This window comes from Streptomyces sp. NPDC055189, assembly GCF_053606765.1.
On record NZ_JBSGSG010000006.1, the window covers coordinates 134,445 to 158,492 of the forward strand.

Here is a 24,048-nt window from a genome sequence, read left to right on the forward strand (position 1 = left end):
TGAGCCTGCTGGTGAGGAGCTGGGTGGTACCGGCGCTACCAGGGACGACAGCGCCTGGTGCACCCCTGTGGCCAGCCCGAGTATCAACGTGTCAGTCCAAGCGCGCCAGACGCACGGCGGCACCTTGCCACCCGCTGACGGCGCCTTTTGAACAAGGAGATACCAGGGATGACACCCACCATCGGAATCATCGGCTCTGGTCTGGTCGGCGGCTCCGTCGCCCGGCTGGCTGTCGCCGCTGGCCACAGCGTTGTGCTCAGCAACTCACGCGGCCCGGAGTCGATCGCGGAACTCGTGCGGGAGCTCGGTCCGCTGGCGCGCGCCGCAACGGTCGATGAAGCGATCGAGGCCGGCGACATCATTGCCCTTCCTGTCCCGCTCGCGAGTTTCGAGGCGCTGCCGGCCGACAAGCTGGCCGGGAAGGTCGTCCTGGACCAGACGAACTACTACCCGCAGTTCTGGCGTCACGCCGAGCTCGATGCCGGGAAGCTCACCTCAAGTGAGCTCGTGCAGCGGCATCTCCAGGACTCCCTGGTCGTGAAGGGCCTGCACAATCTCGACTGGAACCACATGTACTCCAACGCCCGTCCGAAGGGCGACGCCGAACGGACGACCCTGCCGATCGCGGGCGACGATCCTGCTGCCAAGAAGGCGGTGACGCGGTTCTTGGAAGCGGTCGGCTACGACGTGGTCGATGCCGGCTCGCTCGCGGAGAGCTGGCGGATCGAGCCCGAGACACCCATCTACTTCTGGCCCTACGCCCCTGCCATCCCCGACGGGATCACCGGGGATGAGGAGAAGCGCTTCTACCTCGAGCACCCGGTCCCGCCCGTCTCGCCCGAAGCCGCCCGCACGATGATCGCCGGCGCGGAACGACCGTCACCCGTCGGTGGCACGCTGGCAGGGATGCCTCCCGCCCACGTCGCCATCTTCATGGACCAGGCGAGCGCCAACACCGTAAACAAGTAAGATCCGGGCGCGCCGAGTGCCGTCCTGCGGCACTCCTGCGCTGATTCCGCAGTCCTTCCCACCAACGCCGGATCGGCATGCGGTGAGTCCCTGCCCCTCGGACAGGGACTCACCGCGGAGGACTACCCGCGCTCGCCGGCCGCACGACACCACACCTCGATGTACAGGGCTGCGGTGCGAGCCGAGTGCCGGCTATCCCACCGCCCCTGCCTGTTGGCGTGCCTCGTCGCGGAAGTATCGGGGAGAAGCCCCGACTACGCGCCGGAATGCCGTACTGAAGGCGCTCTCGGATTCGTAGCCCGTTGCGGCGGCAAGCTCGGAGATGGAGCGGGTGTCACTGCGCAGCGCGTCACGGGCCAGGCTCATGCGCCATTCGATGAGGTAGGTCAGGGGAGCTGTGCCGACCTTGGCTTTGAACGCCGCGGCGAACGCGGAACGTGACATGTGGCTGATCGCGGCGAGCTCGTCGAGCGTCCAGCGCCGGCCCACGTCCGCATGCATGGCGCGCAGGGCTGCCCCGATGCCGTCCTCGACCAGTGCCCCGAGCCAGCCGACGGGATGATCGGTCTGATCGGCGTGGACGCGCAGCATGTGGACGAGAATGAGTTATGCGAGGTGCTCCAGGACCAGGGATCGGCCGACGCCGGCGGATTCCATCTCCGCGACCGTGAGGGCGGAGAGATTGGCCAGGAGTGCTCCGCGGGGGTCGCCGGCCCGGACGAGAACGATGGGCGGCAGCACGTCGAAGAGCACGGAGGCGTTGGCCTGCTCGAAGACGAAGTCGATGCAGCAGACGTAGGTGTCCTCATCGGCCCGGGCGCCGATGCGCACCTCGCCGTCGTTCTCGCTCTCGTGAAAAGCAGTGATCCGGCCTGGCTCCGCATCGAGGGTGCTGGCCAGTGTGTAAGAGGGCGGGTTGTTGAGCAGGAAGAAGTCGCCCTTGCGCAGCAGTACCGGCTCGCAGCCGTCGAGGGCCATCCAGCTCTCGCCCTCGAGGACGACGCCCAGCTTCACATGCGTATAGGGATCGAAGCGCACGGCCCAGGGCGAGGCGGCGTGCACCCGTGCCGGGACGACCGCCTGCGTGCGCAGCAGGCGCAGCACGTCGACGATCGGGTCGCCTGATCCGACAGCCCCGTCCCGTCTGGACGATGCGTAAAGTTTCTTGGAAGCCACGTTATTCATCATACGTTCGTGCGCTCCTACGGTTAAGCCCATGAGCAACGCACAGACGGTGCCCGCAACCGGCACCCACCCCCCAGACGGACTGTCCAGCAAGAACTACAAGATGATCGATGCCCTCGGCCATCAGCTGCGGGTGTACGACGAGGGACCGGCCGACGCGCCGACCCTGGTCATGTTCCACGGCGCCCCGCACAACTCGCTCGAATTCCGGTTCAACGTCCCCGCGCTCGTCCGGGCCGGATACCGCGTGGTCATCCCGGAGCACCTGGGTGCCGGTGGATCCGACCGTCCAGAGAACACGGAACTCTACGCGGGCCACCACGACTACGCGCGTGCCCTGGCGGTCGTGGACGCCCTGGGAATCGACAAGTTCTATGTCGAGGGCGGCGACCGCGGGAGCCTCCCGCTGTGGATGCTCGCCGCCCTGAATCCCGAGCGAGTCCTCGGGCTCATCTCGGAGAACGTCAGCCACCTCAACGGCTTCTTCATCGATCCCGCCCTCGATCAGCGCAAGCGGTCCTGGTACATGTCCTACTTCCAGTTCGAGGCCGCGGAAGAGGCGCTCCGCGCGGACGACTGGGCTCTGGCGAGGGAGTTCTTCGACTGGCACCCGGACATGGAGCACATCATCGCCGACTGGGAACGGCCCAACGGCCTGCAGGCCAGCTGGCTCAACTGGTACCACGCCACGGTCAACCCCGACGCCGCTCCCAAGGCCGAGCCCCTGCCCGACGTGACGGTGCCCGTCCTGCAGCTCTACTCGATGAACGACCCCTACATCGGCCCCGAGCAGCTGATCACCGGCCGCGAGTTCATCAAGGGCCCCTTCACCCTCAAGCGCATTGGAGGCGCCGGGCACTTCATCGCCCGCAACGCCCCCGATGTGTTCAACCGCGAGGTCATCAAATGGCTCGGCGACCGCCAGAGCGAGCGTCGCGGCAACTGACGCCGACCGACACGTCCTGAGCCCGTTCGCGAGACCGGGCCCCGGACGACCTGCCCCGCAAGTCCGCCCTGTCCACGCAGCGGTTGCCCGCAGGGGAGCGGCTCTTGCCGCCGCTCCCCTTCCTGGACGATCAGTAACGTCTCTCGGACTTCACGTTAAGGAATGCGTTCAGCCATATCCCTCACAGTGAGGCACACGGGCCGCCCGGACGGCATGAACCGACCCGACGGACATCAACAAAAGCCCGCCTGCCTGCAGTGCTCGCCGCCCAGATCGGCCGAAGCAGGGCGCAGTAACGCTCCACCATCAGACAAATCCTCTTCTCAGTAAGGAATTACCCGTGTCAAAGTCGCTCGCCGGAAAGACCGCCCTCGTCACCGGAGGTTCGCGCGGTATCGGGCGCTCGATAGCCGAGCGCCTCGCGCAGGAAGGCGCCCTCGTCGCACTCACCTACAACGCCAGCAAGCAGGGCGCCGAAGAGACGGTCGCAACGATCGAGAAGGCAGGCGGGAGCGCTTTCGCCCTCCACGCGGACCTCGTCGACGCAGAGTCCATTCCGCACCTGTTCACGCGACTCGACGACGAATTCCTACAGCGTACGGGGACCCGAACGCTCGACCTGCTGATCAACAACGCAGGAAACTCGGGCTGGGGCGGCCTCGCGGACACCACGCCCGACAGCTGGGACACGATGTTCGCAGTCCACGCTCGCGCGCCCTTCTTCATAGTCCAGTCAGCGCTGAGCCGCCTCGCGGACGGAGGACGGATCATCAACGTCTCCTCCGGCGCCGCCTCGCGGCCGATGCAGGCGGTCCCCGTCTACTCCATGGCCAAAGCCAGCATCAACAACCTGACCCATGCCCTCGCGATGGAGCTGGGGCCCCGCGGCATCACGGTGAACGCCGTCGCCCCGGGCTGGGTGCGTACCGACATGAACGCGGCCGTCCGCGAGAACACCGAGGTGACGGCGGCGATCGAGGCCGACACTGCCCTGGGACGTTTCGGTGAAGTCGCCGACATCGCCTCAGTCGTGGCCTTCCTTGCCTCCGACGAAAGCCGCTGGGTGACCGCCCAGGTCATCGAAGCAAGCGGCGGCTACAAGCTCTGACCCAGGTAGCAGCACCGTGGTGAACGGGCAGACGGACCGGGCGCGCCGGAGCTGGCCCGGGGCGACCTCTGGCAGCGGCAAAGGTCGAGCGTCGGAGCATGCCGCTCGTTTGTTGTTCCGTAGGCTCGCTCCCCATGGGAACAACGACGTCCTTCGTTCATCACCTCGGGGTGTTCGCCTCGGATTTCGAGGCCAGCGAACGATTTTATACCTCTGCGCTGGAAGCTCTGGGGATCGGAGTCGGCTACCGGGCCGACGGCATCGCCGAGTACTGGAGTCCGGAGCGGGACACGCCGTCGTTGTCCCTAGAACGCGGGGAGGGCGCCGTCACCAGGGGGGTGCACATCGCGTTCACAGCGGCCAGCCGTGATGCGGTGGACGCCTGTCACGCGGCTGCTGTAGCGGCCGGGGGCGCCGCCCGGCACGGGCCCCGCGCGTGGAGCGAGTACCGCGCCTACTGTGCGTTCGTAAGTGACCCGGACGGCAACAACATCGAAGCCGTCCACAAGGAGCCCTCCTAACGATCCGGTGCTGCTCAGGCCGCTGCAGCGGCGGTGCGGCCTCCCTCGCGGATGCCTTTCTGCCTCCGAACGCGGGTGCGTTCGCGGCGTTGCGCGGCCAGGACGTTTGGGTGCCGGCGTTCTGGTCGCGCCAGGGCAGGGAGGCGTGCAGAGCGCGATCTCGCCTCGACTCATCCACCGACACGTGTGTCCTCCGCTCGCCGACAGACCGGCACCACCCGGGAAATCATCAGACGCGTGCTACGGGCACAGGTGGTCAGCATTCCTGCCACGGGCGCTGTTGTTCTCAGCAAGGTGTACACGTCTGCTTGGGTTGTGTCTCGTGCGTGAACTTGCTCCTGGCCTCGCCGGGGCTCTTGTCTGTCAGAGCGAAGGACACGAAGCGGTGCCGGTAGATGGTGCGATCTCGGTAATGGGGCGCCGCTGGAAGAGACGCCCCGCCGCACCTTGAGTGGCTTTGATCAGTACCTGAGGGTGGGGTGTGGAGGTCGTTGCCCGTTGTAGGGGCGATCGATTCCCGGCTGTTCAGAGCCGGTGGGATATCTCGACGCTGCGTTTCCTGTTGATGCTGGAATAGGCATGGTTGGCTTTATCGAGCAGTGGTGGGTCTGGTCTCCGTGGAGTGGTTACGTAGAGTCAAATCTTCGGTGCCAGGCGATGCCTGTCAGGATGGGCACGAAGCTGGGGTGAGGTGAGTTCCAGGGCCCGGTTGTCGCGTCCGGCGCTCATGTGGTTGAGCCAGCGTTCGTACCAGTCGAGGAAGTCGGTGGCGGAGGAGACGTTTGGGCCCCAGAACCCGTCGCTGTTGCCAATGAGAACGCGGCCGGTGAGGGGACCGGTCACCGCGATGACGCATACGTCGGAGCAGCCCATTTCGATGACGTGGAGGAAGAGGTCGCGTCCGTGCCCCCCCCGGGTTCTGCGTCATCGAATCCACGGGGTGTCCCCGGTTCCGCGCGCGGGTTCATGACGAGCAGGGAACACCGCTTCAGCGGCATGAGGCCGTAGAACGGTGCCGCGCCTGAGCCGCCGATGTGTGTGAGGAAGTGCCGGTAGGCGTCGGGCAGGGCGATGTCGTGCTCGGCCTCGAACGCAGCGAGGCGTGCTTCTGCCAGCTTCGGACCGAGGCGGAACTTGTGTTGCTCTTCTCCGAAGGAGTGGCTGCGCAGTGGTTGGAACGGGATCGCGGCCAGCTTGCGACGCAGGCGGGGTATGCGGGGATCCATGGTGCATCTTCTCTCGTCCCCGTCACACTATGGGTGGCTGTGGTCAGCTGGCCAGAAGAACCCTCTTCCTCAGGAGAGCGAAGCCGGCCCGGCCGAACATCTGGCGTTTGAGCATCGTGATCCGGTTGACGTGGCCTTCGACGACGCCGGAGTTCCAGGGCAGTGTGAGGCCCGCGATGACTGCGTCGAGGTCGCGTTCCAGGTGCTGGGCAAAGTGCCGGAGGCTGGGCAAGTCGGCAGCGGAAGAGGCCACTTCGATCCAGGTCGGCAACTGGTCGCCCTGGAGACGAGCGACCATGTCACCGAAGGAGCGCACGTGCTCGGCGAGTGCTGTCAGTTCGGGGCAGTGGGCCAGGACGGCCTTGAGCTGGATCCGGTCGCCTTCGGGCAAGGCGTCGGGGTGGGTGAGGATCCAGCGCGTGACGGCGCGGACCGATGGCGGGCGGGGTCCGACCGGCTGGGGCTTGCCGCGCAGGTTCCTGCTGACGTAGGCGCGGACGCCGGCGTAGCCACGGGGATAGCCCTGTTCCTTGATCTCTTCCCATAGTTTCCAGGCGTTGGTGCAGCCTTGTTGCCAACGCTGATCGAGGTAGGGCTTGTAGGCGTCGAGCCTGGTCGGGCGGTTCTGCCACTGGCCGGTGAACATCTCCTCCGGAGTGGTGGCGCGGGAGAAGCGCAGGATCGTGTTGAGTGTCATGCCGAGTTGCCGGGCGACGGACCGCTTGCTGTGACCGGCAGCGAGGAGAGCGTGGATGGTGGCGTGCTTGGCGCGGGTGCGTTCAGCGAAGCGGTGCCCTGTCGGCCAGCGCGATGACGCTGCCGGCTCCGGCTCCTCCTGGGGCTCCTCCAGTAGTTCTGGCATGGGCCGTAGGCAGCCGCCATGCCGGTAGACGCATTTCTCGGCGGCTCCGCCTAGGTTGTGCCAAAGGTGCCACCGGTCGGCGACTTGGAGAGCCTGCGGGGCACCACGGGTAGCGCCGTCGGCGAAGAAGGGAGCGCGGTCGCGACAGATGATTTCGATACCGGGTCGCTCGGCGAGCCAGGCCGCCAGCGTGTCGGCCTCCCGGGTCGGGCAGGAGATCGATCGGTCGACGTGTCTCGACGTCGACGAGCACCGTTCCGTAGATCTGTCCCCTGCGCTGGGCGTATTCGTCCACGCCGACCGCACGGAGCGCGGCGATAGGCGGATCCGGGAGCGACGTGACCAGTCTCAGCAGGGTGTTGCGGCTGACCGGAGTCCCGAAGGCATCCGTCATGCGAGCCCCGGCCCGGCCCGCGAGCGCGAGGCCGACCGAGATGAGCGTGGATCGCAGCCGTTCCGTTCGCCCGCCGAACCGGCGGGTGAGCCCTGGCACCTGCTCGACGAAAGTCTTGCGTGGGCAAGAGCTCTCCGCGCAGACGAACCGGCGCACCCGCAGTGCCACCACGACGGACTTGCCCGCCGTCGGCAGATCGTGCGGAAATCTCAGATAGGAACCATGTATTCGCCCCGACAGGCGCCCGCAGCCCGGGCAGTTCGCCTGCCGGGCAGCGCTCCGAGCCTCCACCCGGACAACCATGCCGGTCGTCCTGACCGACTCCACCAACACGTTCTCCAACGAGGAGAACAGCAACTCCTTGAGTTGCGGCCATACTGCCTTCACGGTGCAGCACAGTCGACCACGCCGCCCACCAGGCGGGCGACTTTCGGGCTATCTCAGCCACCCTCACGAGAAGATCGACAGTCACACTGCGTACGCGGCCACACCAAGTGGACCAGACCCCCTGTTGGGGCGTCACTTGCCTCACGAGCATGGCGTCGCCGGCCTGGCCGCAGCCCTGCGGGCTGGGGCCATGACTGCGGACGCGGTCGCGCTGGAGGCCCGCAAAGCCGCCCACGCCGAGACCGAACCCACCCCAGCGGCCGACCGGCTGGCTTCCGGCAATCAGTCGGCGACGGTGACGTCCCTGCACGAATGGCGACTCGCTCACCTTCCCCCGGACACCAGGCCGCTGCCGTCGGTGACCCCCTATGACCAACTGCTCCGACGCCGCCGCACCGGCGGCGGCCACCCTGAGGGAGAAGCACCGTGACCCTGCCCCGCCAGCGAGGCTTGACCGAGCAGGCCGCCGACGCCGCTATCGACAGCGCCTGCCGCCTGCTACGGCTGCCTTCTTTCCGGCTGGACCAAGACCTTCACCGATCCCCGCCTCTGCGCGGCCATCGTCGACCGACTCACCTTCAACGGCGCGATCATCGAGACCGGCACGGACTCCTATCGCCTCGCCACCACCCGCGCCCGCGCCGAAGAGCAGGCAAGGGCCAACTGACACCCTCTCCACTTGCTCTGCGGTCCGCCATCCCTGCGGCAGATATGCCCGGGCTGCGCGGCGTGCTATCGGCTCAGCTGCGCGCGCAGAGCGGTGATGAACCAACTGAAGACCGGCGCGAGAGTAGGCGGTACCGGCCAGCCGTTGACGGTCGACAAAAGCTGCCAGTAGCGCTCCGCCCGCGGGTCTGCACCGGCCTCCAGACGGCGGACGAGCCAACGTCGCAGCTCCGCGTCGTCGGCACGCTCGAACGACTCGGCGTAGAGCGCGGAGAGGGAGTCGACGGCCGGCGCCGCCTCCGCGGACGTCGGCTCGATTCCCGCCGCGAGAGCTTCGCCGACCTGTTCACGTACCGCCGTGGTGAGGTCGTGGTGCAGGCCGGTCGTGTCGCCCTGCGCGCGCTCCGCCGCCTGGTGTTCGGCCATCTTCCGGACCGAGGCCCGGAAGTCCGTGTCCTGGCAGAGTTCGGCGAGTTCGATCCACGCCTCGACCTGCTCGGGAGCCGGATCGTCCGGGAGTTGTGGCATGGCCGAACGCATCATCGCCACGAACTCGGGGTTGGCGTCGAGGCCGCCGAAGGTGTCGTCGATGAAGTCGGTCACCAGCCGCTGTCGCTCTTCGTCGGAGAGCTTGGCGAGTCTGTGCATGAGATCCAGTTCCTCAGGTGTAGGGCCCCGCTTGGCCACCGCCCTCAGGACTGACCGACGCAGCAGGAGCGTGCGGATCTGCACATCCAGGGCGTCGGCGTGTGCCGCCGTCACCTCGGATACCGAGGCTTCCCGGTCGAGCACCTTCCTGATCGCGGGAAGGTCCAGCCCGAGTTCGCGCAGGGTGCGCACGAGGTCGAGACGTGTGACGGCGTCAATGTCGTAGAGGCGGTAACCGGCCGGGCTTCGGTCGGTCGGCGGCACGATCCCCGCGTCGGAGTAAAACCGAATGGTCTTCACCGTCAGCCCGGTTCGCCGGGCAAGGTCACCAATCGCGTAGAGCGCGTCGCCGTTCATGTGCTCCACCCTGCTGTCTCCCCCTACTGGAGACACAAGCGGTTGCCTCCTCCCGTTGAACCGAACCGCGCCGTCAGTGTCCCGACAGGGACCGCACTAGATCTCCCGAAGTGCCGTCATTTCCCGTGAACACTCGCGGGCTCCCTGGCCACTGATCGCCGTTGAAACTCGTCGACAAACGCTGTCCTTACAAGTTAACGAAGCCACATGGTCAACTAGGGCCTGCCTCTTTGAGTGCAGATGTCGCTGTCCGTCAGTCGAACATGTCCGCGTAGGGGTTTGGTTCGCCAGCCATCGGATCCAGGCCCGCGTGGAACCGTCGTTCCTGCTCCTCGTGGTGAACGAAGGTGCCCACTCGTCCCCACAACGAGAGGTCGCTGAGGGGACATTCGTCGAATTCAGCAGCCATGAGTCGCCGGAGGAACTCGGCCATACCGCAGTCGATCAGCGCCCAACGAGGATCGTCATGCCTCCTCCAGACGATCACAGGCCATTGGTCCGGGTTCGGGCCAGCCATTAGCCAGCCCAGTTCGTTCGCGTTGCCTCCACTGCCCCAAGGCAGGACCCGGTCCGCCCCCAGTTCAACCCCCGGTGCCCCGCCCTCCGTGGCCCACAGCTCGTGGAATCCCACAGCGTGACCGGCGATCGATGCGCCCCAGCCGTTCCCGGTGGGCAGGGGCGGGAGGACGATCAGGTCGTCGATGCAGCCACCACCGTAGATAGCCATGAAGTCGCGGTAGTCGCTGGGAAGCGAAGCGCCCAATTGGGCTTCAGCGGCGGCCCAATCCACCTGCTCGTCCGCACCCCAATCGCTGGGCAGAGTCTGCTGCAAAGCCTCTACGCCGGTTCGTCCCGCCACCTGTCCTCCTGCCGTTTCGCGCTGGTGCACGATATCCGGGCGTACCAGAAATTGGTCCGGCGGTTGTTAGCACCGTGCCCAGATGAGGATGGAGGCAAGGTGGAGTGCGGCCTGGCAGGCAATGGCGAGTTTGTCGGTACGCATGGCGAGCCCGCACCACTGCTTGAGCCGGTCAATGCATCGCTCGACTGCGTTGCGCTGCTTGTATGCCTCGGTGTTGAAGGCCGGCGGGCGGCCGCCAGCGCGGCCTCGCCGCGGCCGGTGGCCAACCTGATCGGAGGGCTGAGGGATGACGGCGCGGATCCCACGCTGGCGGAGATGATTCCGGATCGCGTGGGATGAATACGCGCGGTCAGCCCGGAACAGCATCGGGCCGAGTCCGTGGCCTTCCCGGCCCGCCTCGCGGGACACGGGTGCCTGCCATCATGGCCCCGAAGGCCGGTGCGTCGCCCGCTTGCCCGGGGGTGATGACAAGGGCCAGCGGCCGTGCACGGCTATCGCTGACAAGGTGCACCTTCGTGCTCAGGCGGTCTCAGCTGTGATGGCCCAGCGTTCGTGATCCCGCCACTCGCCGTTGATGAGCTGGAAGGCGGTTGAGTAGCCCTCCTGTCGGAAGCCCAGGCGTTTGACGAGGTTCAGCGAGGACGTGTTGGCCGGTTGGATGTTCGCTTCCAGCCGGTGCAGTTCCAGCTGGTCGAAGGCGAGCCGGACAACGAGGCCCAGTCCTTCGGTCATATAGCCGCGGCCGGTGGTCGAGGCGTAGGCGGTATAGCCCAGGGTCCCGCTCTGGAGGGCGCCTCGGACGATGTTGTTGATGTTGACGCCGCCGACGATCTCGCCGGTGCTGTGCAGGCAGATGACGAAGCCGTCATGGGTGGGTTGTTCGAAGCGCTGGAGGCGTCTTTCGAAGGCTTCCGGCGTGTGCTCGTGCGTGCCGAGCCAGCGGCGGTGTGTCTCCGCGCTGGCTGCGGCCAGCGTGGTGATCTCGGCGTAGTCGTGCCGCGCGATGCGGCGTATGGCCACGCGGGGTCCTCGCAGGAGGTAGTTGGAGTGCGCCATTCGGCGCATCCTATGCCGCCTGGCGCCCCGCTACCCGACAGGGCCCGCCCGCTCGTAGCCGGGGGAGGGATTCCCCCGCGGCCGCCTGTGCGAAGTGTGTTGATCCGCCGACTCTGTTTGGTCGTGCCGACCGCCGCGGCCGCGGACCACCGGGCAGAGTGGTCGCCGTGAGCGATGCCATGAGAGATGAGAACTTGCCTGATGCCGCCCACACGCGGCCCGAGGGCGTCAGCGACGCGACGGTCAAGGCTCTGGGGACGCTGTCGCAGGCATTGGAGACCGTCGAGCGGGCCCGCGGACATCTGTTTGCTTTCCACCAGCTGACCGGGGGCGCGGACCTGACGCTGGGCGCGGCAGTCGAGGAGCTACGGGCTGCCGGCCACGCGATGCAGGCGGACCTGGTGGAGCGGGAGATCGTGGGGCGCAACGTCATTCCCGGCCACTGGACGTTCCAGATCATCGAGGCCTACGACGCCACGTACTACCGGCCCTTCACCGACGTCGAAAAGCGGGTGTGCCGCGAGCTCGCCGGGGGACGGTCACATCTGTACGAGGCGGAATTGAAGGAGGCCCGCCGTACCCGGGGGCACGCCGACCACACCGCCTGTCCGTCACCGCCGCGCCGGGGAGGGGCAGACAAATGATCCTTGCAGCGATCCTGCCCGAGCCGACCGTGGCACCGGGCCCCGTCGGCATTCCAGGACCCCGCGCCGCACGGTCCGGCACCGGCAGAAATCCACGCGGCGCGCGAATTGGCTGCCGCGCTGCCGCGCTGCCGCGCTGCCGCGCTGCCGCGCTGCCGGGCGTCCGTCGGCCGGACCTGTGACTCGCCCTGCCACGCGGCCGGCCCCGAGCTCAGATGGCGTGGCGTCAGGCCCGTCTCACGCGCCAAGGCCGTACCTGAGATCCCTCCCCGGGATGCTGCTGCATCACCCTGGCCATCTTCCCCGCCCAGAGCCCCGCTTCTTCGCACGGCCGGCGTTGGTACCGCCTGACGGGCCCGCGGCCGCGACACACTCCGCTCAATCATCCGGCCGTGCATCCAACCGGCACCTTCATACGGAATCCTGAGAGCCCGCCGCACGCCGCGCGGGCACGGACGGCAAGCCGGCACCCCGCCTGCGGGCGGTACACCGGCGAGCCGGCCACGACCGTGAACAGGGGAGGCATGCACGACACGCAGATCGCCATCATCGGCGCCGGCGCGGCCGGCCTGTCCCTGGCCTACCACCTGAGCGCAGCCACCGCGTCCCGCCCCCCGCCCTCCCTCGTGCTGATCGACGCGCCGCAGGGGCCTCTGCGGCCGGCCGAGCGCACCTGGTGCTTCTGGGAGGAGGGCGATGGACCATTCGACGCCGTCACCGCGGCAAGCTGGGACACGCTGCGGGTGCACGGGCCGGACGGCACCCCCGTGACCCGCTCGCCCGCCCCGCTGCGCTACAAGATGCTGCGCTCGCGCTCCTTCGAGGAGTTCGTGGCCGCACGGCTGGATGCCATCCCACACCTCACGCGCCGGACGGCAGTGGTCGATGACGTGCGCGACCTGGCGCAGGGCGCCGAGGTACGGGGCACCGGCCGCCACGGCCAGGCGCTGTCGCTGCGCGCCCGGTGGGTTTTCGACTCCCGCCCGCTGCCCCGGCTGCCGCCGGCCAGGACCACCCTGCTGCAACACTTCCGGGGCTGGTTCCTGCGCGCCGACCGGCCGGTCTTCGAGCCGGGGGTGGCCGACCTCATGGACTTCCGCACGCCGCAGCCCGATCACGGTCTCGCCTTCGGCTACGTCCTGCCCACCAGCCCCTACGAGGCCCTGGTGGAATACACCCAGTTCTCGGCCTCCGTCCTCGACGAGCGGGCCTACGACCGGGCGCTGGGGATGTACCTGGCGAACCAACTGGGTGTGGAAGCAGGCCACTTCGACATCCGCCGCACGGAGCAGGGCGTCATCCCCATGACCGACGCACGGTTCCGGCAGCGGCCCGGACGGTCGGTGTTCCGCATCGGCACGGCCGGCGGCGCGACCCGCCCGTCCACCGGCTACACCTTCGCCGGCATCCAGCGCCAGACGCGGGCGGTGGCCGCCGCCTGGCACGCGCGCGGCCACCCGCTGCCGCCGCCCGTCCACTCGCGCCGCTCGCTGGCCATGGACGCCGTCCTGCTGCGTGCCCTGGACACGGGCAGAGTCGACGGAGCCGCCTTCTTCACCGGCCTGTTCGACCACGTGCCGATGGAGCGGCTGCTGCGCTTCCTGGACGGCGCCACCCGCTGGGACGAGGACATGCGCATCGGACTGCACACCCCGATGGGCCCCATGCTCCGCACCGCGGCCGAACTGCCCTGGCTGCCCCGCAGCGTGCCCGGGAGTACCCTGCGGCAGCCCGGCTGACCCCAAGCGCACCCCCGGCCGGCGGCCGGCCAGCACAGAGAGAAGGCAGATATGCCTGTGCCGCAACACGATCCCCCCACACGCCGCACCCCGCTCCGGAGCCGCCCGCACGACGCGGTGCGGCGGGGACGTGATCGGCACGCCCGTACCGTGATCGGGCCCGCCGGGCTCGCGCGGGTGCGGGGACAGGCGCCCCGGGCCGCGGTCATCGGCGGCGGGATCGCCGGGCTTGCCGCGGCAACGGCGCTGGCGGAACGGGGAGTCAAGGTGACCCTGTACGAACGACGGCCCCAGCTCGGCGGCCGCCTGGCGGGCTGGCCGGTGGAACTCGCCGACGGCTCCGGCGCGACGATGAGCCGCGGCTTTCATGCCTTCTTCCGGCAGTACTACAATCTCCGTGGCCTGCTGCGGCGCGCGGACCCGGGACTGGGCATGCTCACGGCTCTGCCCGACTACCCCCTGCAACACAGCGCCGGGCTCAGGGACAGCTTCGCCCATGTCCCGCGCACACCCCCGTGGAGCGCGCTGGGCTTCGTCGCCCAGAGCCCCACCTTCGGCCTGCGCGACCTCGCCCGGATGAACGCGCGGGCGGCCCTGCCCCTCCTGGACATCCGGGTGCCCGACGTCTATGAGCGCTTTGACGGAATCAGCGCCCGTGACCTGCTGGAGCGCATCCGTTTCCCGCAGGCCGCCCACCACTTGGCCTTCGAGGTCTTCTCCCGCAGCTTCTTCGCCGACCCCGGAGAACTCTCCGCGGCCGAACTGGCCCTGATGTTCCACATCTACTTCCTCGGCTCCAGCGAAGGCCTGCTGTTCGACGTCCCCAACGAGCCCTTCCCTGCCGCGCTGTGGGAACCGCTGGCCCGCTACCTGGCCGGACACGGGGCCGACGTGCGCACCGGCGAGAGCGTCGAGAGCATCCGACCGGGCCGCCAGGGCGGTTCACACGTCACGACCCGCGACACCGAGAGCCATTACGACGCCGTGGTCCTGGCGCTCGACACCCCCGGTCTGCAACACCTGGTCACCCGATCCCCGCACCTCGGCGACCAGGAGTGGCGGGACAAGGTCGGGCAACTGCGCACCGCGCCCGCGTTCTTGGTCTCCCGGCTCTGGCTCGATCGCCCGGTCTCCGCCGACCGGCCCGGCTTCCTGGGGACCAGCGGATATGGCCCCCTGGACAACGTGAGCGTGCTGGAACGCTGGGAGGGCGAGGCCGCACGCTGGTCCGCCCGCAGCGGCGGATCCGTCGTCGAACTGCACGCCTACGCCACCGACCCGCGGACGGAGCGCCCGGCCCAACAGGAGCACCTGCTGGCCGAGTTGCACCGTGTCTACCCCGAGACACGCGAGGCGAAGATCCTCGATGCGCGCCACGAATGGAACGCCGACTGCCCGCTGTTTCCCGTCGGCGGGTACGCCGACAGGCCCGGCGTGCGCACCCCGGATCCGACCGTCACCATGGCGGGCGACCTGGTGCGCACCGACTTGCCGGTCGCGCTGATGGAACGGGCGGCCACCACGGGCTTCCTCGCCGCCAACGCGCTCCTTGCGCAGTGGGGCCTGCGCGGCCAGACGCTGTGGACGGTGCCGGACAAGGGCCGAACGGGCCTGCTGCGCGCCCTCAACCGCCTGCTTGGCTGACGACCAACCGGCCGGTGCAGCCGCACGCGGCGGCGGCCGGGCGTGCTCAGCCCGGAAACCGGCCGGTGCTGCGCAGGGTCCAGCGCCGCTCGGCGTAGGCGAGGTCGTCGCGCCACAGACGTGCCGCGGCGGCCCGCATCAGGGGACGCAGCGCGGGCGCCGCCGCCCGGGCCAGGGCGAAGCCGCGGCGGTGCGAGGCGGCGACAACCGCCTCGATGACGGCGGTGCGCGGTCTGCCCCGGGCGTCGGGGGCCAACGGCGTGGCATGTGTCTCGACGACCGAACCGTGCCCTTCCCCTTCGGTGATGTGCATGACCACGGTGCGCGGTTCGGGCGCGGTGAACACCGCACGCACCGGGACGACCGCCCGGCCGGCCACCTTGAAGGAGACGTCGACGGCGAACGCGTCCCGGGCCTGCTCGCCTGCGCTGCCCGGCTCGCCGGGCCGGCCCACCACGGTGAGGTCGACGAACGAATAGGGGTGGAACCACGCGCCGTGCCAGGGATCGATGCGGTTGGCGATGATGTCCTCGGGTTCGCAGATCCCGGTCGCCTCATAGACGGCCGCGACGGCCCGTGCCGGGTCCGGACGGGCCGGCACTACCGGCCGCTCCAAGGGTTGTTCGCCCCCGAGCTGATCGAGCCTGACCCACAGCAGGGTGCCGTCGTCGTACGCCGGGTAGGGCTGCCAGCCCGCGGTGGCCCGTCCGTCGAAGGCCATGCCGTGCCAGTGGCAGATCAGCGTGCCGCAGTGCACCGGGCTGTCCTTGAGCGGAGCCCCCAGGTGGGGGCAGCTGCCCGGTCCCGCCCGCAGCACTCCCTGCGCGTCGCGCCAGGCCACGACCTCGACACCGCCGATACTCCGGCCCAGCGGCCGGTGCGCAGTCACGGCCGCCGAGCCGCCCAGGACATACCAGTTGCCCGATGGCCGGGCGTGCGCCCGTTGCAGCGCCGCGGCGATGAGACCCGGTTTTGCCTCACTCCAGGTGGGCTGCTGGCGCTCCCAGGGCGTGGGACGGCGGCGCAGCCGCAGGGGGATACGTCCGGCGCCCGGGCCACGGCCGTCTTTCACACGGTCTCCTTGCACGAAATCCGCCGACGGTTCGCGTGCTGCCGGGCGAGCGCGCCGGGCGACGGCGACCCGGCGCTCGCTGCCCACGCGGCGCGGGTGCGTGCTGCCGCGAGGCGCACCAGACCGTCGCAGGCCACCGCTGCTCGGCGCCGGCGGGAAACGGCGACCCGGCGGTGCAGCACCGCGTACCCGTCGGCGGCGATGGCGTCCAGGATGCCGCCGTACAGCACGAAGGCGGTGCGGATGCAGGGCCGGGAGACAGGGGCGAGCATGGCGATGCCCGGTGCCGCCTGGCGGTAGACGTCACGCGTCAGGTGTGCGGCGGTCTCGAGCAGGGAGGTGATGCGCCGGTCGCGGCCTCCGGTGTCGCGGCTCCACTGCAACCGGCCGCGGTCCACGCCGTGGGCGGCCAGCAGGTCCAGCGGCAGGTAGAGGCGGCCGCGGTCGAGATCCTCGCCGACATCCCTGAGGAAGTTGGTCAACTGGAAGGCCACCCCGAGGGCGGCGGCGTGCGGTTCGGCCTCCGCGCGCGGGACCACCGTGCCCAGCACGGGCAGCATCTGCAGTCCGATCACCGCGGCGGATCCGTGCATGTAGCCGCGCAGCGCCGCGTAGCTGGCGTATTCGCTCACCTCCAGGTCGCTGCGCATGGAGGTCATGAAGTCGGTGAAGTGGCGCGCCTCGATCGCGTAGCGGGCGGCGGTGTCGGCCAGCGCCGCCACCACCGGCTCGGCACTGCTCCCGCGCCGCAGCGAGGTGTCCAGATACGCCTCGAGACGGTTGAGGGCCGCGGTGCGCTCGGCGGTGGTGGCCGTGGAATCCAGGTCGTCGACGATGTCATCGGCCCAGCGGGCGAACCCGTAGAGGGCATGCACTGCCGAGCGGTCGGCAACCGGCAGCAGCCGGGTGGCCAGGAAGTAGGTCTTGCCGTGATGTGCGTTCAGGCTCCGGCAGTGGGCATAGGCCGCGCGCAGGGCAGGGTCGTGGATGCCCGCGGCGTCCAGCTCACGCTTGGTCATTCAACGGGTCCTTTCGTGGCCGTGGCCGGGCCCGCCGCCCGGGAGCGTCCCCGCGAGGCGCGGCCCGCCCCGGTCACGCGGGCTGCGGCCAGCTTCCCCGAGAGCAGCACGGTCGGCACGCCGACGCCCGGCGTGGTGCCGCATCCGGCCAGGACGGCATTGGCGGTGCCGCGCACCAGATTGGCGGGCCGGAAGGGGCCGGTCTGCGCGAACGTGTGGGCGGCGGAGAACGGCGAACCGGCGGCGTGTCCCTGCGCGGTCCAGTCGGCGGGCGTCACCAGGCACTCTTCCTGGACGGCGGCGCCGAATCCCTCCAGACCGCGCCGCTCGAGCTGCCGCAGCAGGCTGTCGCGATAGCGCGGCGCGAGGTCACGCCACTCGCGCGCTCCCGCGCCGATGTCCGTGTTGGGGCAGGGCGCAAGGACGTAGTGCAGATGGCGGCCGGGCGGTGCCAGGCTGGGGTCACTGGCCGTGGGCCGGGTGATGAGCAGTGAGGGATCGCTCATCAGACGCCCGGTGCGGGTCAGCTCCGTGAAGGTGTCTTTCCACGCGGCGCCGAAGGACAGCGTGTGATGGGACAGTTGGGGCCAGGTGCGGTCGGTTCCCGCGTGCAGGACCACTGCGGACGGGGCGTGCCGCAGGGCGAGGGGGCGCCGCGGGCGGTGGGCGAGCAGCCGGTAGGCGACCGGCAGATCCGGGGTGAGTACTACCGCGTCACAGGGGATCCGTCCGCGGTCCGTGATGACCGCGGTGATCCGCTCGCCGGAGCGTTCCAGGCGGGTTACGTCGTGCTCGAAGCGCAGGTCGCCGCCCGCGTCGGCGGCCGCCTGCGCCATGGCCCGGGGCAGGGCGTGCATGCCGCCCCGGGGGAAGTAGACCCCGGCGACGGTATCCATGTAGGCGATGACGGCATAGGCGGCCAGGGCGCGGGCCGGCGGGACTCCCGCGTACAGCGCCTGGAAGGTGAACACGCGCCGCAGCCGCTCGTCGGCGAGAAATCGCCCCACGCGGGCGTCCAGGCGGCCGAAGCCACCCAATACCGCAAGGCGGGCGAGGTCGGGGGTCAGCAGACTCAGGGGAGAGTCGAAGTTGGTGTCGATGAACCGGCGCATCTGCACCCGGTAGAGGCGCTCGAGCCACCGCCGCAGCCGCCGGTAGCCCAGCGCGTCGCGTGCTCCGGCGAAGCGGGCGATCTCGGCTTCCATCGCCTGCGCGCCGGTGTGTACGTCCAGCATGCTGCCGTCTGCGAAACAGGCGCGGTAGGCCGGATGCAGTTCGACCAAGTCCACGCGGTCGGCCAGGCGTTCGCCGACCGCGGCGAAGGCTTCCTCCGCGATGTCCGGCATGGTCAGCACGGTCGGCCCGGTGTCGAACCGATACCCGCCCTGCTCCCGCAGACCCGCACGTCCGCCGGGCACCGCGGCGCGCTCGACGACCGTCACCCGCCGTCCGGCCCCCAGCAGGTGCAAGGCGGCCGACAGCCCGGACAGACCCGCTCCGACCACCACGACATGATCGGTCGGCCCCTGCAGCGTCCTCATCGATGCCTCGCTTCGGCCAAGGGCTCCCTGGCCTCGAGCGCACCCGGTGAGTTCGCCGCGGCCCGCGGGGCGGTGGCGGAGAAGACACCCGCAGCCGTGCAGAACATCTCCCGCAACTGTGCGGCCCCCGCATGCACCAGGGCTACGCGGTCCAGGTGGCGCACGCTCTGGGCCAGCAGCCGACGAATCCTGGTCTCGACCAGGTCGCGGGCGCCGCATTCCACCAGGGCGCCGCGCACGCGCTCCAGGTCCTCTTCCGTGAGTGCGCTGCCGCCTCCCACGCGGGTGTCCAGGACGTGGAGCAGGCCACGGTTGCCGGTGGCTTCGGCGCGTGCCCTGGCCACGGCCAGGAGATACGTGGCCTTGCCTTCCCGGATGTCGTCGCCGCAGGGCTTTCCGGTGTGCTGGGAGTCGCCGAACACCCCCAGCAGATCGTCCCGCAGCTGGAAGGCGATGCCCGCGCAGCGGCCGGCCGCGCACAACGCCTGCGTCGTACGCGGATCCGCCCTGGCAAGCGCCGCGCCGAAGGCCAGCGGCCGTTCCACCGAGTACAGGCCGCTCTTGAGGGACGCCGTCTTGATGGCCAGGGGCACCGAGCGGGACCCCGCCGCCTGGCCGTAGAGGTCGAGGTATTGCCCGGCCACCATCTCCGACCGCATCGCCTGCCACAAGGCGCGCACGTCCCTGGCCGTGTCCGCAGGCAGCTCGGTGGCCGTCACGACATCATCGGCCCAGGCCAGGGCCAGATCGCCGACGAGGATGGCGGCGGCCGTGCCGAATGATGCACCCGACCCGGCGGCGGGCGCACCGTGCTGGGCCGCAAGGTCCACATGCACGGCGACCCGGCCGCGGCGCACCGGTGAACCGTCCATCACATCGTCGTGGACCAGCGCGCACGTCTGGATCAGTTCGAGCCCCGCCGCCAGGTGCAGGGCCGCCCGGACACCGCCGTCAACGCCCGGGCCCCCGCATGCCCGCAGCCCCCACCACAGGAAACGCGAGCGCATGCGCTTGCCGCCGCCCAGGGTGAAGCGGGCCACCCGTTCCGCCACACCCCGGGCGAAGGCGGGGTCGAGCAAGACCGCTGCACCCAGGCGCTCCTGCAGAACATCGTCGAGGATGCGGCCTACCGCGGCGCCCACATCGGCGTCGACCGCGGATGGGTCCCAGCAGCCATGGCCTGGCCGGGCAGCGGGCCTGGTGGGCCGCCGCCCGCCGGGTGAAGAGGCATCGGCCTGCTGCGCTCCGGGCTGAGTCTGGCCGCCGGTGACGTGCGGTGCCTCCGGCTGGATGCGGCGCATCGCGTTTCCTCTCGTGGCGCGCGATCGGTGCGGGTCGATGCCTTTTCCCGCCGAACCCGCCCGACGGATGCACCTACCGCCGCCGCGCTGCCCAGGCGGGTCAACGGATACAACCGAGCAGGGCCCACGGCTGACGGGGCGGCGCCACCCGCTCCCGCCTCGCGCACGAGCCATGGCGCCCAGAGGGGCTAAACCGTCACAAACCATACAGCGAGGGTGTCGTCACCCGGCCGAACACCACGACCGGTGAGCCGGACCAGCAGAACGCTCACCCCCAGTAGTGCTTCGTTGGGTTGTGGGTCTGCTGGCGGAGAGCGGCCGACCGCAGGTGGTGCAGCTGCCGGTCCAGTACCGCAGCAGGTCCGGGTGGGTGTCGAGGGTGTGCCGGGCGGTGCTCGGCGCCTGTTGCCGGGGGAGTGGCTGTTGACCCTGCCGGGGCGTGAGGCCGCATGGCCGGCGCCGTTGAAGACCACTGGACCGTGGGACGCGTGGCCGGCCTTGCCGACATGAGCGTGCGCACGCTGCGGGGTTGTTCGGTGCTTGCCCGTCTGCCGAAGCGAGGTCCAGCTCCGTGCCGTGCTCCAGGAATCCGCGCTGCAGGAATCCGCGCTCAGTTACAGGTCGGTCAGTTCCGGGGGCGGCGTTCGTGAAGTGGCGGTGGCCCGAGTGCTGCCGGATGCTGGGCTGTGCAGATCGTCTGCCCGTGCCTGATCACAGCGGTCCTGAGACGTCGGCTGGCGCTCTCGGCCGCGTACGCAGGAGGCCCGCGTGACCCTCACCTCCCCCGAGCTGTCCGGCCACCTCCGCACCCCGGAGCGGCATACGGCGCTTCTGTTCGCCGACTTCGTCGAGCGGGAGGCCTCTGACGTGCCGCTGCCGGGCAGGGCGACGGCACGCCGTTTTGCCGCCCTCGCCGCTCTGGGGCGGCGGGATCTGTCGCTGGCCCGGCTCGCAGAGGGCCATCTGGACGCCGCGGCGATCCTGGACGAACTGGACCAGCCCCCGCCCGCCGCGGGGGAGCGCTGGGGAGTATGGGCAGCGCGCCCGCCGGGCCCCGGCGTACGTGCCGCACCCGCCGGCCAGGAGTGGACGATCAGCGGCGTCAAACCCTACTGTTCCGGCGCCCGCAGCTGCACCCACGCCCTGGTCACCGCGGACGCCGACGACGGCTACCGGCTCTTCGCCGTCGCGCTGGCCCACCCCGGCGCCCAGCCGGTGACCGGGACCTGGCCCGCGATCGGCATGGCGGGCAGCGACAGCCTGGACATGTCCTTCTCGGGCGTCCCGGCCCGGGCCGTCGGAGGCCCAGAGGCATATCTGGCGCGCCCCGGTTTCCAGCACGGCGGGATCGGCGTGGCCGCCTGCTGGCTCGGCGGCGCGCACGCGGTCGCCGCGCCGCTGTACGAGAGAGCCGCAGCGGGGACGTTGAACGACCACGCCGCCGCGCACCTCGGAGCTGTCGACGCGCTGTTGTACGCGGCCGACACCGTGGTGCGGCAGGCGGGTGAGGACATCGACGCCGACCCGCTCGACGAACGCGCGCAAGCGCGGGTGCGGAGTCTGCGGGTGCGCTCCCTGGTCGAGAAGGTGTGCACCGAGGTGATGGACCACGTCGGGCGCGCCACCGGGGCGGGGCCGTTGTGCCAGGACGCACGGCACGCCCGCGCGGTGGCGGATCTGACGGTCTACGTGCGCCAGCACCACGCCGAGGCGGCCCAGGCCGAACTCGGCCGCCAGGCCGCCACCGCCCGCGCGCAGGCGGCACCATGAGCACGCCCGGGGTCCGCACCGCGGCCAGGCAGGCCGCCGCCGCGGCGATCGACGCGCGGGGCACCGACGAGGCCGAATGGCGGGCGGCACGACTGCCGGAGCACCTGCCCCGCCTGGACCTTCCCGCGGGCGCCGTGGTCGTGGTGGCCGCGCATCCCGATGACGAAGTCCTGGGCTTCGGTGGCGCCATCGCCACCCTGCTCGCGGCCGGAAACCTCGTACACACCCTGTGCCTGACCGACGGGGAAGCCTCCCACGGCCCCGCGACACCGGCCGCGCGAAGCGAGCTGGCCGCCCGGCGGCGAGGCGAACTGGCCGCGGCGCTGGGCGAACTCGGCACGCTGCCCGCCCCCGTGCATGCCGGTCTGCCCGACACCGCCCTCGACGAGCACGAGGAACAGGCCCAAGCCGTGATCGGCGAGCTTTTGGACGCCACCGGGGCCGCCCTGTGCGTGGCGCCCTGGGAGAGCGACCTGCACAGCGACCACGAGGCCGCAGGCCGAGCCGCGCGCCGCGCCGGCCGTGCCACCGCCACGCCGGTGTGGTCCTACCCGGTGTGGATGTGGCACTGGGCCCGCCCGCACGACCCGCGCGTTCCGTGGCACCGGGCCTCTGTCCTCCCGCTGGCCCCGGCAGCGGTCGACCGCAAGAAGGCTGCCCTGGCCCGGTTCACCAGCCAACTGGAACCGCGCGGCAGCCGTCAGGAACCGGTACTGCCGCCGCAGGAGATCGCCCACCACACCCGCCCCTTCGAGACGGTGCTGCGGTGAACACCCCCGCGGCCTACTTCGAGGGCCAGTACGCGCACGCCGGCGACCCCTGGCATCTCGGCGAGCGGTGGTACGACCGCCGCAAGTACGCCCTGACGGTGGCGGCCCTGCCCCGCTCCCGCTACGCCCGCGCCTTCGAACCCGGCTGCTCGGTGGGCGTACTGACCGAGTTCCTGGCCGGCCGCTGCGAGCGTCTGCTGTCCACCGACCGCATCGCGTCGGCCGCCGAAACCGCCGCCCGGCGAACCGCAGGCCTGCAACACGTCACCGTGCGGCAGATGACGGTCCCCGAGCAGTGGCCCCGCGACCCCTTCGATCTCGTGGTGCTCTCGGAGCTCCTCTACTACTTCGACACCGCCACCCGCACGGCGCTCCTGCACCGGGCCGTGGAGGGCCTGAACACGGGCGGCCATCTGGTCACGGTGCACTGGAACCACCCGGTGGCGGAGCACACCTGCACGGGCCGCGACATCGCCGCCCACCTGGACGCCCTGGACGGACTCAGCGGCCTGGCCCGCTACGACGACCCCGACTTCACCCTCACCGTCCACGAACGCCGTCCGGACCGGGGCCCGGCGCTTTCTCCGGCCCGCGCGGAAGGGCTCATATGACGCCTTCAGCCCTGGCCGTCATCGTCCCCGCGCACGACGAGGCACGCCGTATCACCGCCTGCCTGCGCAGCCTGCGCGTGGCCGCGGCGCAGGCGGCGCCGCTGCGCGTGGTGTTGGTGGTGGCGGCGGACGCGTGCACGGACGCCACGGCGATCCTGGCCGCCCGCGCAGGAGCCCACGTGGTGGAGACCCACGGCCGCAATGTCGGCGCCGCGCGGGCGGCCGGCATCAACCGCGCACTGGAACTGCTGGCAGATGCAGGCCCTGAGGCATGGCTGGCCATGACCGACGCCGACACCACCGTGCCGGCCGACTGGCTCACCCACCAGGCCGCCTGGGCACGGCAAAAGTACGACGCCGTCCTGGGCACCATCCGCCTCGCCCCCGACACAGCCAACGCCTCGCTCGTGGCCCGGCACGACGCCGAGTACTTCCGCACCCGCCGGCACGGCCGGGCGGGCCGAGGCTGGGAGCACCCGCACGTGCATGGTGCGAACCTGGGGGTGTCGGCTGCGGCCTACTGCCGCATAGGCGGCTTCGCCCCTCTGCCCGCCGGTGAAGACCGCGACCTCGCGGCCCGGCTCTTTGCGACGGGCCATCGCATCGCCCGCACCGACCAGCACCCCGTGCACACCTCAGCCCGGCTGCACGGCCGGGCCCCCGGTGGCCTCGCCGACCTCCTCGCTCACCTCCAGCCCGGGGCAGGCGCCCCGATGCACGCCCCGCCGACTCGATGAGGACAGCTGCACA

General features: G+C 70.3%; 22 protein-coding genes and 5 pseudogenes. 13 read left to right on the forward strand and 14 right to left on the reverse strand.

Annotated elements, in window-relative coordinates; all coding sequences use genetic code 11:
- Positions 1-168: 168 nt before the first annotated feature.
- Positions 169-969 (forward strand): NADPH-dependent F420 reductase, encoded by an 801-nt coding sequence (locus ACWFR3_RS06890; protein ID WP_453733497.1) that lies wholly within the window; start codon positions 169-171, stop codon positions 967-969.
- Between the two features lie 192 nt (positions 970-1,161).
- Here the strand turns inward: ACWFR3_RS06890 and ACWFR3_RS06895 are convergent, their stop codons facing one another.
- Positions 1,162-1,560: a helix-turn-helix transcriptional regulator gene (locus ACWFR3_RS06895; protein WP_453733498.1), complete on the reverse strand. Its 399-nt coding sequence runs from the start codon at positions 1,558-1,560 to the stop codon at positions 1,162-1,164.
- Between the two features lie 15 nt (positions 1,561-1,575).
- Positions 1,576-2,145 carry a cupin domain-containing protein gene (locus ACWFR3_RS06900; protein WP_453733499.1) on the reverse strand — a complete coding sequence of 190 codons (570 nt, stop codon included), beginning with the start codon at positions 2,143-2,145 and terminating at the stop codon, positions 1,576-1,578.
- Positions 2,146-2,185: 40 nt separating this feature from the next.
- Between ACWFR3_RS06900 and ACWFR3_RS06905 the strand changes: the two genes are divergently transcribed.
- From ACWFR3_RS06905 to ACWFR3_RS06915, 3 genes are all read left to right on the forward strand, one after another.
- The gene (locus tag ACWFR3_RS06905) at positions 2,186-3,100 is read left to right on the forward strand and encodes an alpha/beta fold hydrolase (protein WP_453733500.1); all 915 of its coding nucleotides are present in this window, start codon (positions 2,186-2,188) and stop codon (positions 3,098-3,100) included.
- 340 nt (positions 3,101-3,440) lie between these two features.
- Positions 3,441-4,208: an SDR family NAD(P)-dependent oxidoreductase gene (locus ACWFR3_RS06910; RefSeq protein ID WP_453733501.1), complete on the forward strand. Its 768-nt coding sequence runs from the start codon at positions 3,441-3,443 to the stop codon at positions 4,206-4,208.
- A 134-nt stretch (positions 4,209-4,342) separates the two neighbouring features.
- Positions 4,343-4,729, forward strand: a complete 387-nt coding sequence (locus ACWFR3_RS06915; protein WP_453733502.1) for a VOC family protein — start codon at positions 4,343-4,345, stop codon at positions 4,727-4,729.
- 14 nt (positions 4,730-4,743) lie between these two features.
- On the opposite strand, the pseudogene ACWFR3_RS06920 reads toward ACWFR3_RS06915, so the two are convergent.
- The 4 genes and pseudogenes from ACWFR3_RS06920 to ACWFR3_RS06935 form a co-directional block, all read right to left on the reverse strand.
- Positions 4,744-4,886: pseudogene (locus tag ACWFR3_RS06920) on the reverse strand (IS630 family transposase); the annotation flags it as partial.
- Between the two features lie 479 nt (positions 4,887-5,365).
- Positions 5,366-5,955: pseudogene (locus tag ACWFR3_RS06925) on the reverse strand (SMI1/KNR4 family protein).
- A 43-nt stretch (positions 5,956-5,998) separates the two neighbouring features.
- Positions 5,999-7,123, reverse strand: a complete 1,125-nt coding sequence (locus tag ACWFR3_RS06930) for a transposase (RefSeq protein WP_453733503.1) — start codon at positions 7,121-7,123, stop codon at positions 5,999-6,001.
- 280 nt (positions 7,124-7,403) lie between these two features.
- A pseudogene (locus ACWFR3_RS06935) lies at positions 7,404-7,514 on the reverse strand (hypothetical protein); the annotation flags it as partial.
- Positions 7,515-7,788: 274 nt separating this feature from the next.
- On the opposite strand from ACWFR3_RS06935, the gene ACWFR3_RS06940 reads away from it, so the two are divergent.
- Both ACWFR3_RS06940 and ACWFR3_RS06945 read left to right on the forward strand, forming a co-directional pair.
- Entirely contained in the window at positions 7,789-8,028 is a 240-nt protein-coding gene (locus tag ACWFR3_RS06940; RefSeq protein WP_453733504.1) for a hypothetical protein, read from the forward strand.
- An 84-nt stretch (positions 8,029-8,112) separates the two neighbouring features.
- Positions 8,113-8,265, forward strand: a pseudogene (locus ACWFR3_RS06945) (ATP-binding protein); the annotation flags it as partial.
- Between the two features lie 65 nt (positions 8,266-8,330).
- Here ACWFR3_RS06945 and ACWFR3_RS06950 read toward each other — a convergent pair.
- From ACWFR3_RS06950 to ACWFR3_RS06965, 4 genes and pseudogenes are all read right to left on the reverse strand, one after another.
- Complete coding sequence (locus ACWFR3_RS06950) at positions 8,331-9,269, reverse strand: MerR family transcriptional regulator (protein ID WP_453733505.1); 939 nt, start codon at positions 9,267-9,269, stop codon at positions 8,331-8,333.
- Positions 9,270-9,522: 253 nt separating this feature from the next.
- Complete coding sequence (locus tag ACWFR3_RS06955) at positions 9,523-10,128, reverse strand: SMI1/KNR4 family protein (RefSeq protein WP_453733506.1); 606 nt, start codon at positions 10,126-10,128, stop codon at positions 9,523-9,525.
- A gap of 66 nt (positions 10,129-10,194) precedes the next feature.
- A pseudogene (locus ACWFR3_RS06960) lies at positions 10,195-10,654 on the reverse strand (transposase); the annotation flags it as partial.
- The gene (locus ACWFR3_RS06965; RefSeq protein WP_453733507.1) at positions 10,651-11,187 is read right to left on the reverse strand and encodes a GNAT family N-acetyltransferase; all 537 of its coding nucleotides are present in this window, start codon (positions 11,185-11,187) and stop codon (positions 10,651-10,653) included. The pseudogene ACWFR3_RS06960 and the gene ACWFR3_RS06965, both read right to left, overlap by 4 nt.
- Before the next feature lie 179 nt (positions 11,188-11,366).
- Here ACWFR3_RS06965 and ACWFR3_RS06970 point away from each other — a divergent pair, with 179 nt between their 5' ends.
- The 3 genes from ACWFR3_RS06970 to ACWFR3_RS06980 all read left to right on the forward strand — a co-directional run bounded on the left by ACWFR3_RS06970 (position 11,367) and on the right by ACWFR3_RS06980 (position 15,214).
- A complete protein-coding gene (locus tag ACWFR3_RS06970; protein ID WP_453733508.1) occupies positions 11,367-11,831 on the forward strand; it encodes a hypothetical protein in 465 nt (154 codons plus the stop codon).
- Between the two features lie 524 nt (positions 11,832-12,355).
- On the forward strand, positions 12,356-13,570 hold the full coding sequence (locus ACWFR3_RS06975; protein WP_453733509.1) for a lycopene cyclase family protein: 1,215 nt from the start codon (positions 12,356-12,358) through the stop codon (positions 13,568-13,570).
- Positions 13,571-13,621: 51 nt separating this feature from the next.
- Complete coding sequence (locus ACWFR3_RS06980) at positions 13,622-15,214, forward strand: FAD-dependent oxidoreductase (protein ID WP_453733510.1); 1,593 nt, start codon at positions 13,622-13,624, stop codon at positions 15,212-15,214.
- A gap of 46 nt (positions 15,215-15,260) precedes the next feature.
- Here the strand turns inward: ACWFR3_RS06980 and ACWFR3_RS06985 are convergent, their stop codons facing one another.
- Genes ACWFR3_RS06985 through ACWFR3_RS07000 form a run of 4 tightly spaced genes read right to left on the reverse strand, consistent with a single transcriptional unit; the run spans position 15,261 to position 20,147 of the window.
- Positions 15,261-16,286 (reverse strand): DUF5914 domain-containing protein, encoded by a 1,026-nt coding sequence (locus ACWFR3_RS06985; RefSeq protein WP_453733511.1) that lies wholly within the window; start codon positions 16,284-16,286, stop codon positions 15,261-15,263.
- A complete protein-coding gene (locus tag ACWFR3_RS06990) occupies positions 16,283-17,305 on the reverse strand; it encodes a phytoene/squalene synthase family protein (RefSeq protein WP_453733512.1) in 1,023 nt (340 codons plus the stop codon). Before ACWFR3_RS06990 ends, ACWFR3_RS06985 begins: the two co-directional genes overlap by 4 nt.
- On the reverse strand, positions 17,302-18,846 hold the full coding sequence (gene crtI / locus ACWFR3_RS06995) for a phytoene desaturase family protein (protein WP_453733513.1): 1,545 nt from the start codon (positions 18,844-18,846) through the stop codon (positions 17,302-17,304). The genes ACWFR3_RS06990 and crtI overlap by 4 nt, the downstream gene beginning before the upstream one ends.
- The gene (locus tag ACWFR3_RS07000; protein WP_453733514.1) at positions 18,843-20,147 is read right to left on the reverse strand and encodes a polyprenyl synthetase family protein; all 1,305 of its coding nucleotides are present in this window, start codon (positions 20,145-20,147) and stop codon (positions 18,843-18,845) included. Before ACWFR3_RS07000 ends, crtI begins: the two co-directional genes overlap by 4 nt.
- 768 nt (positions 20,148-20,915) lie before the next feature.
- On the opposite strand from ACWFR3_RS07000, the gene ACWFR3_RS07005 reads away from it, so the two are divergent.
- From ACWFR3_RS07005 to ACWFR3_RS07020, 4 genes are read left to right on the forward strand one after another with little or no spacing between them, the layout of a single operon-like run.
- Complete coding sequence (locus ACWFR3_RS07005; RefSeq protein WP_453733515.1) at positions 20,916-21,917, forward strand: acyl-CoA dehydrogenase; 1,002 nt, start codon at positions 20,916-20,918, stop codon at positions 21,915-21,917.
- Positions 21,914-22,687, forward strand: a complete 774-nt coding sequence (locus ACWFR3_RS07010) for a PIG-L deacetylase family protein (protein WP_453733516.1) — start codon at positions 21,914-21,916, stop codon at positions 22,685-22,687. Before ACWFR3_RS07005 ends, ACWFR3_RS07010 begins: the two co-directional genes overlap by 4 nt.
- Positions 22,684-23,298 carry an SAM-dependent methyltransferase gene (locus ACWFR3_RS07015; protein WP_453733517.1) on the forward strand — a complete coding sequence of 205 codons (615 nt, stop codon included), beginning with the start codon at positions 22,684-22,686 and terminating at the stop codon, positions 23,296-23,298. Before ACWFR3_RS07010 ends, ACWFR3_RS07015 begins: the two co-directional genes overlap by 4 nt.
- Positions 23,295-24,035 (forward strand): glycosyltransferase, encoded by a 741-nt coding sequence (locus ACWFR3_RS07020; RefSeq protein WP_453733518.1) that lies wholly within the window; start codon positions 23,295-23,297, stop codon positions 24,033-24,035. The genes ACWFR3_RS07015 and ACWFR3_RS07020 overlap by 4 nt, the downstream gene beginning before the upstream one ends.
- The last annotated feature ends 13 nt before the right edge of the window (positions 24,036-24,048 follow it).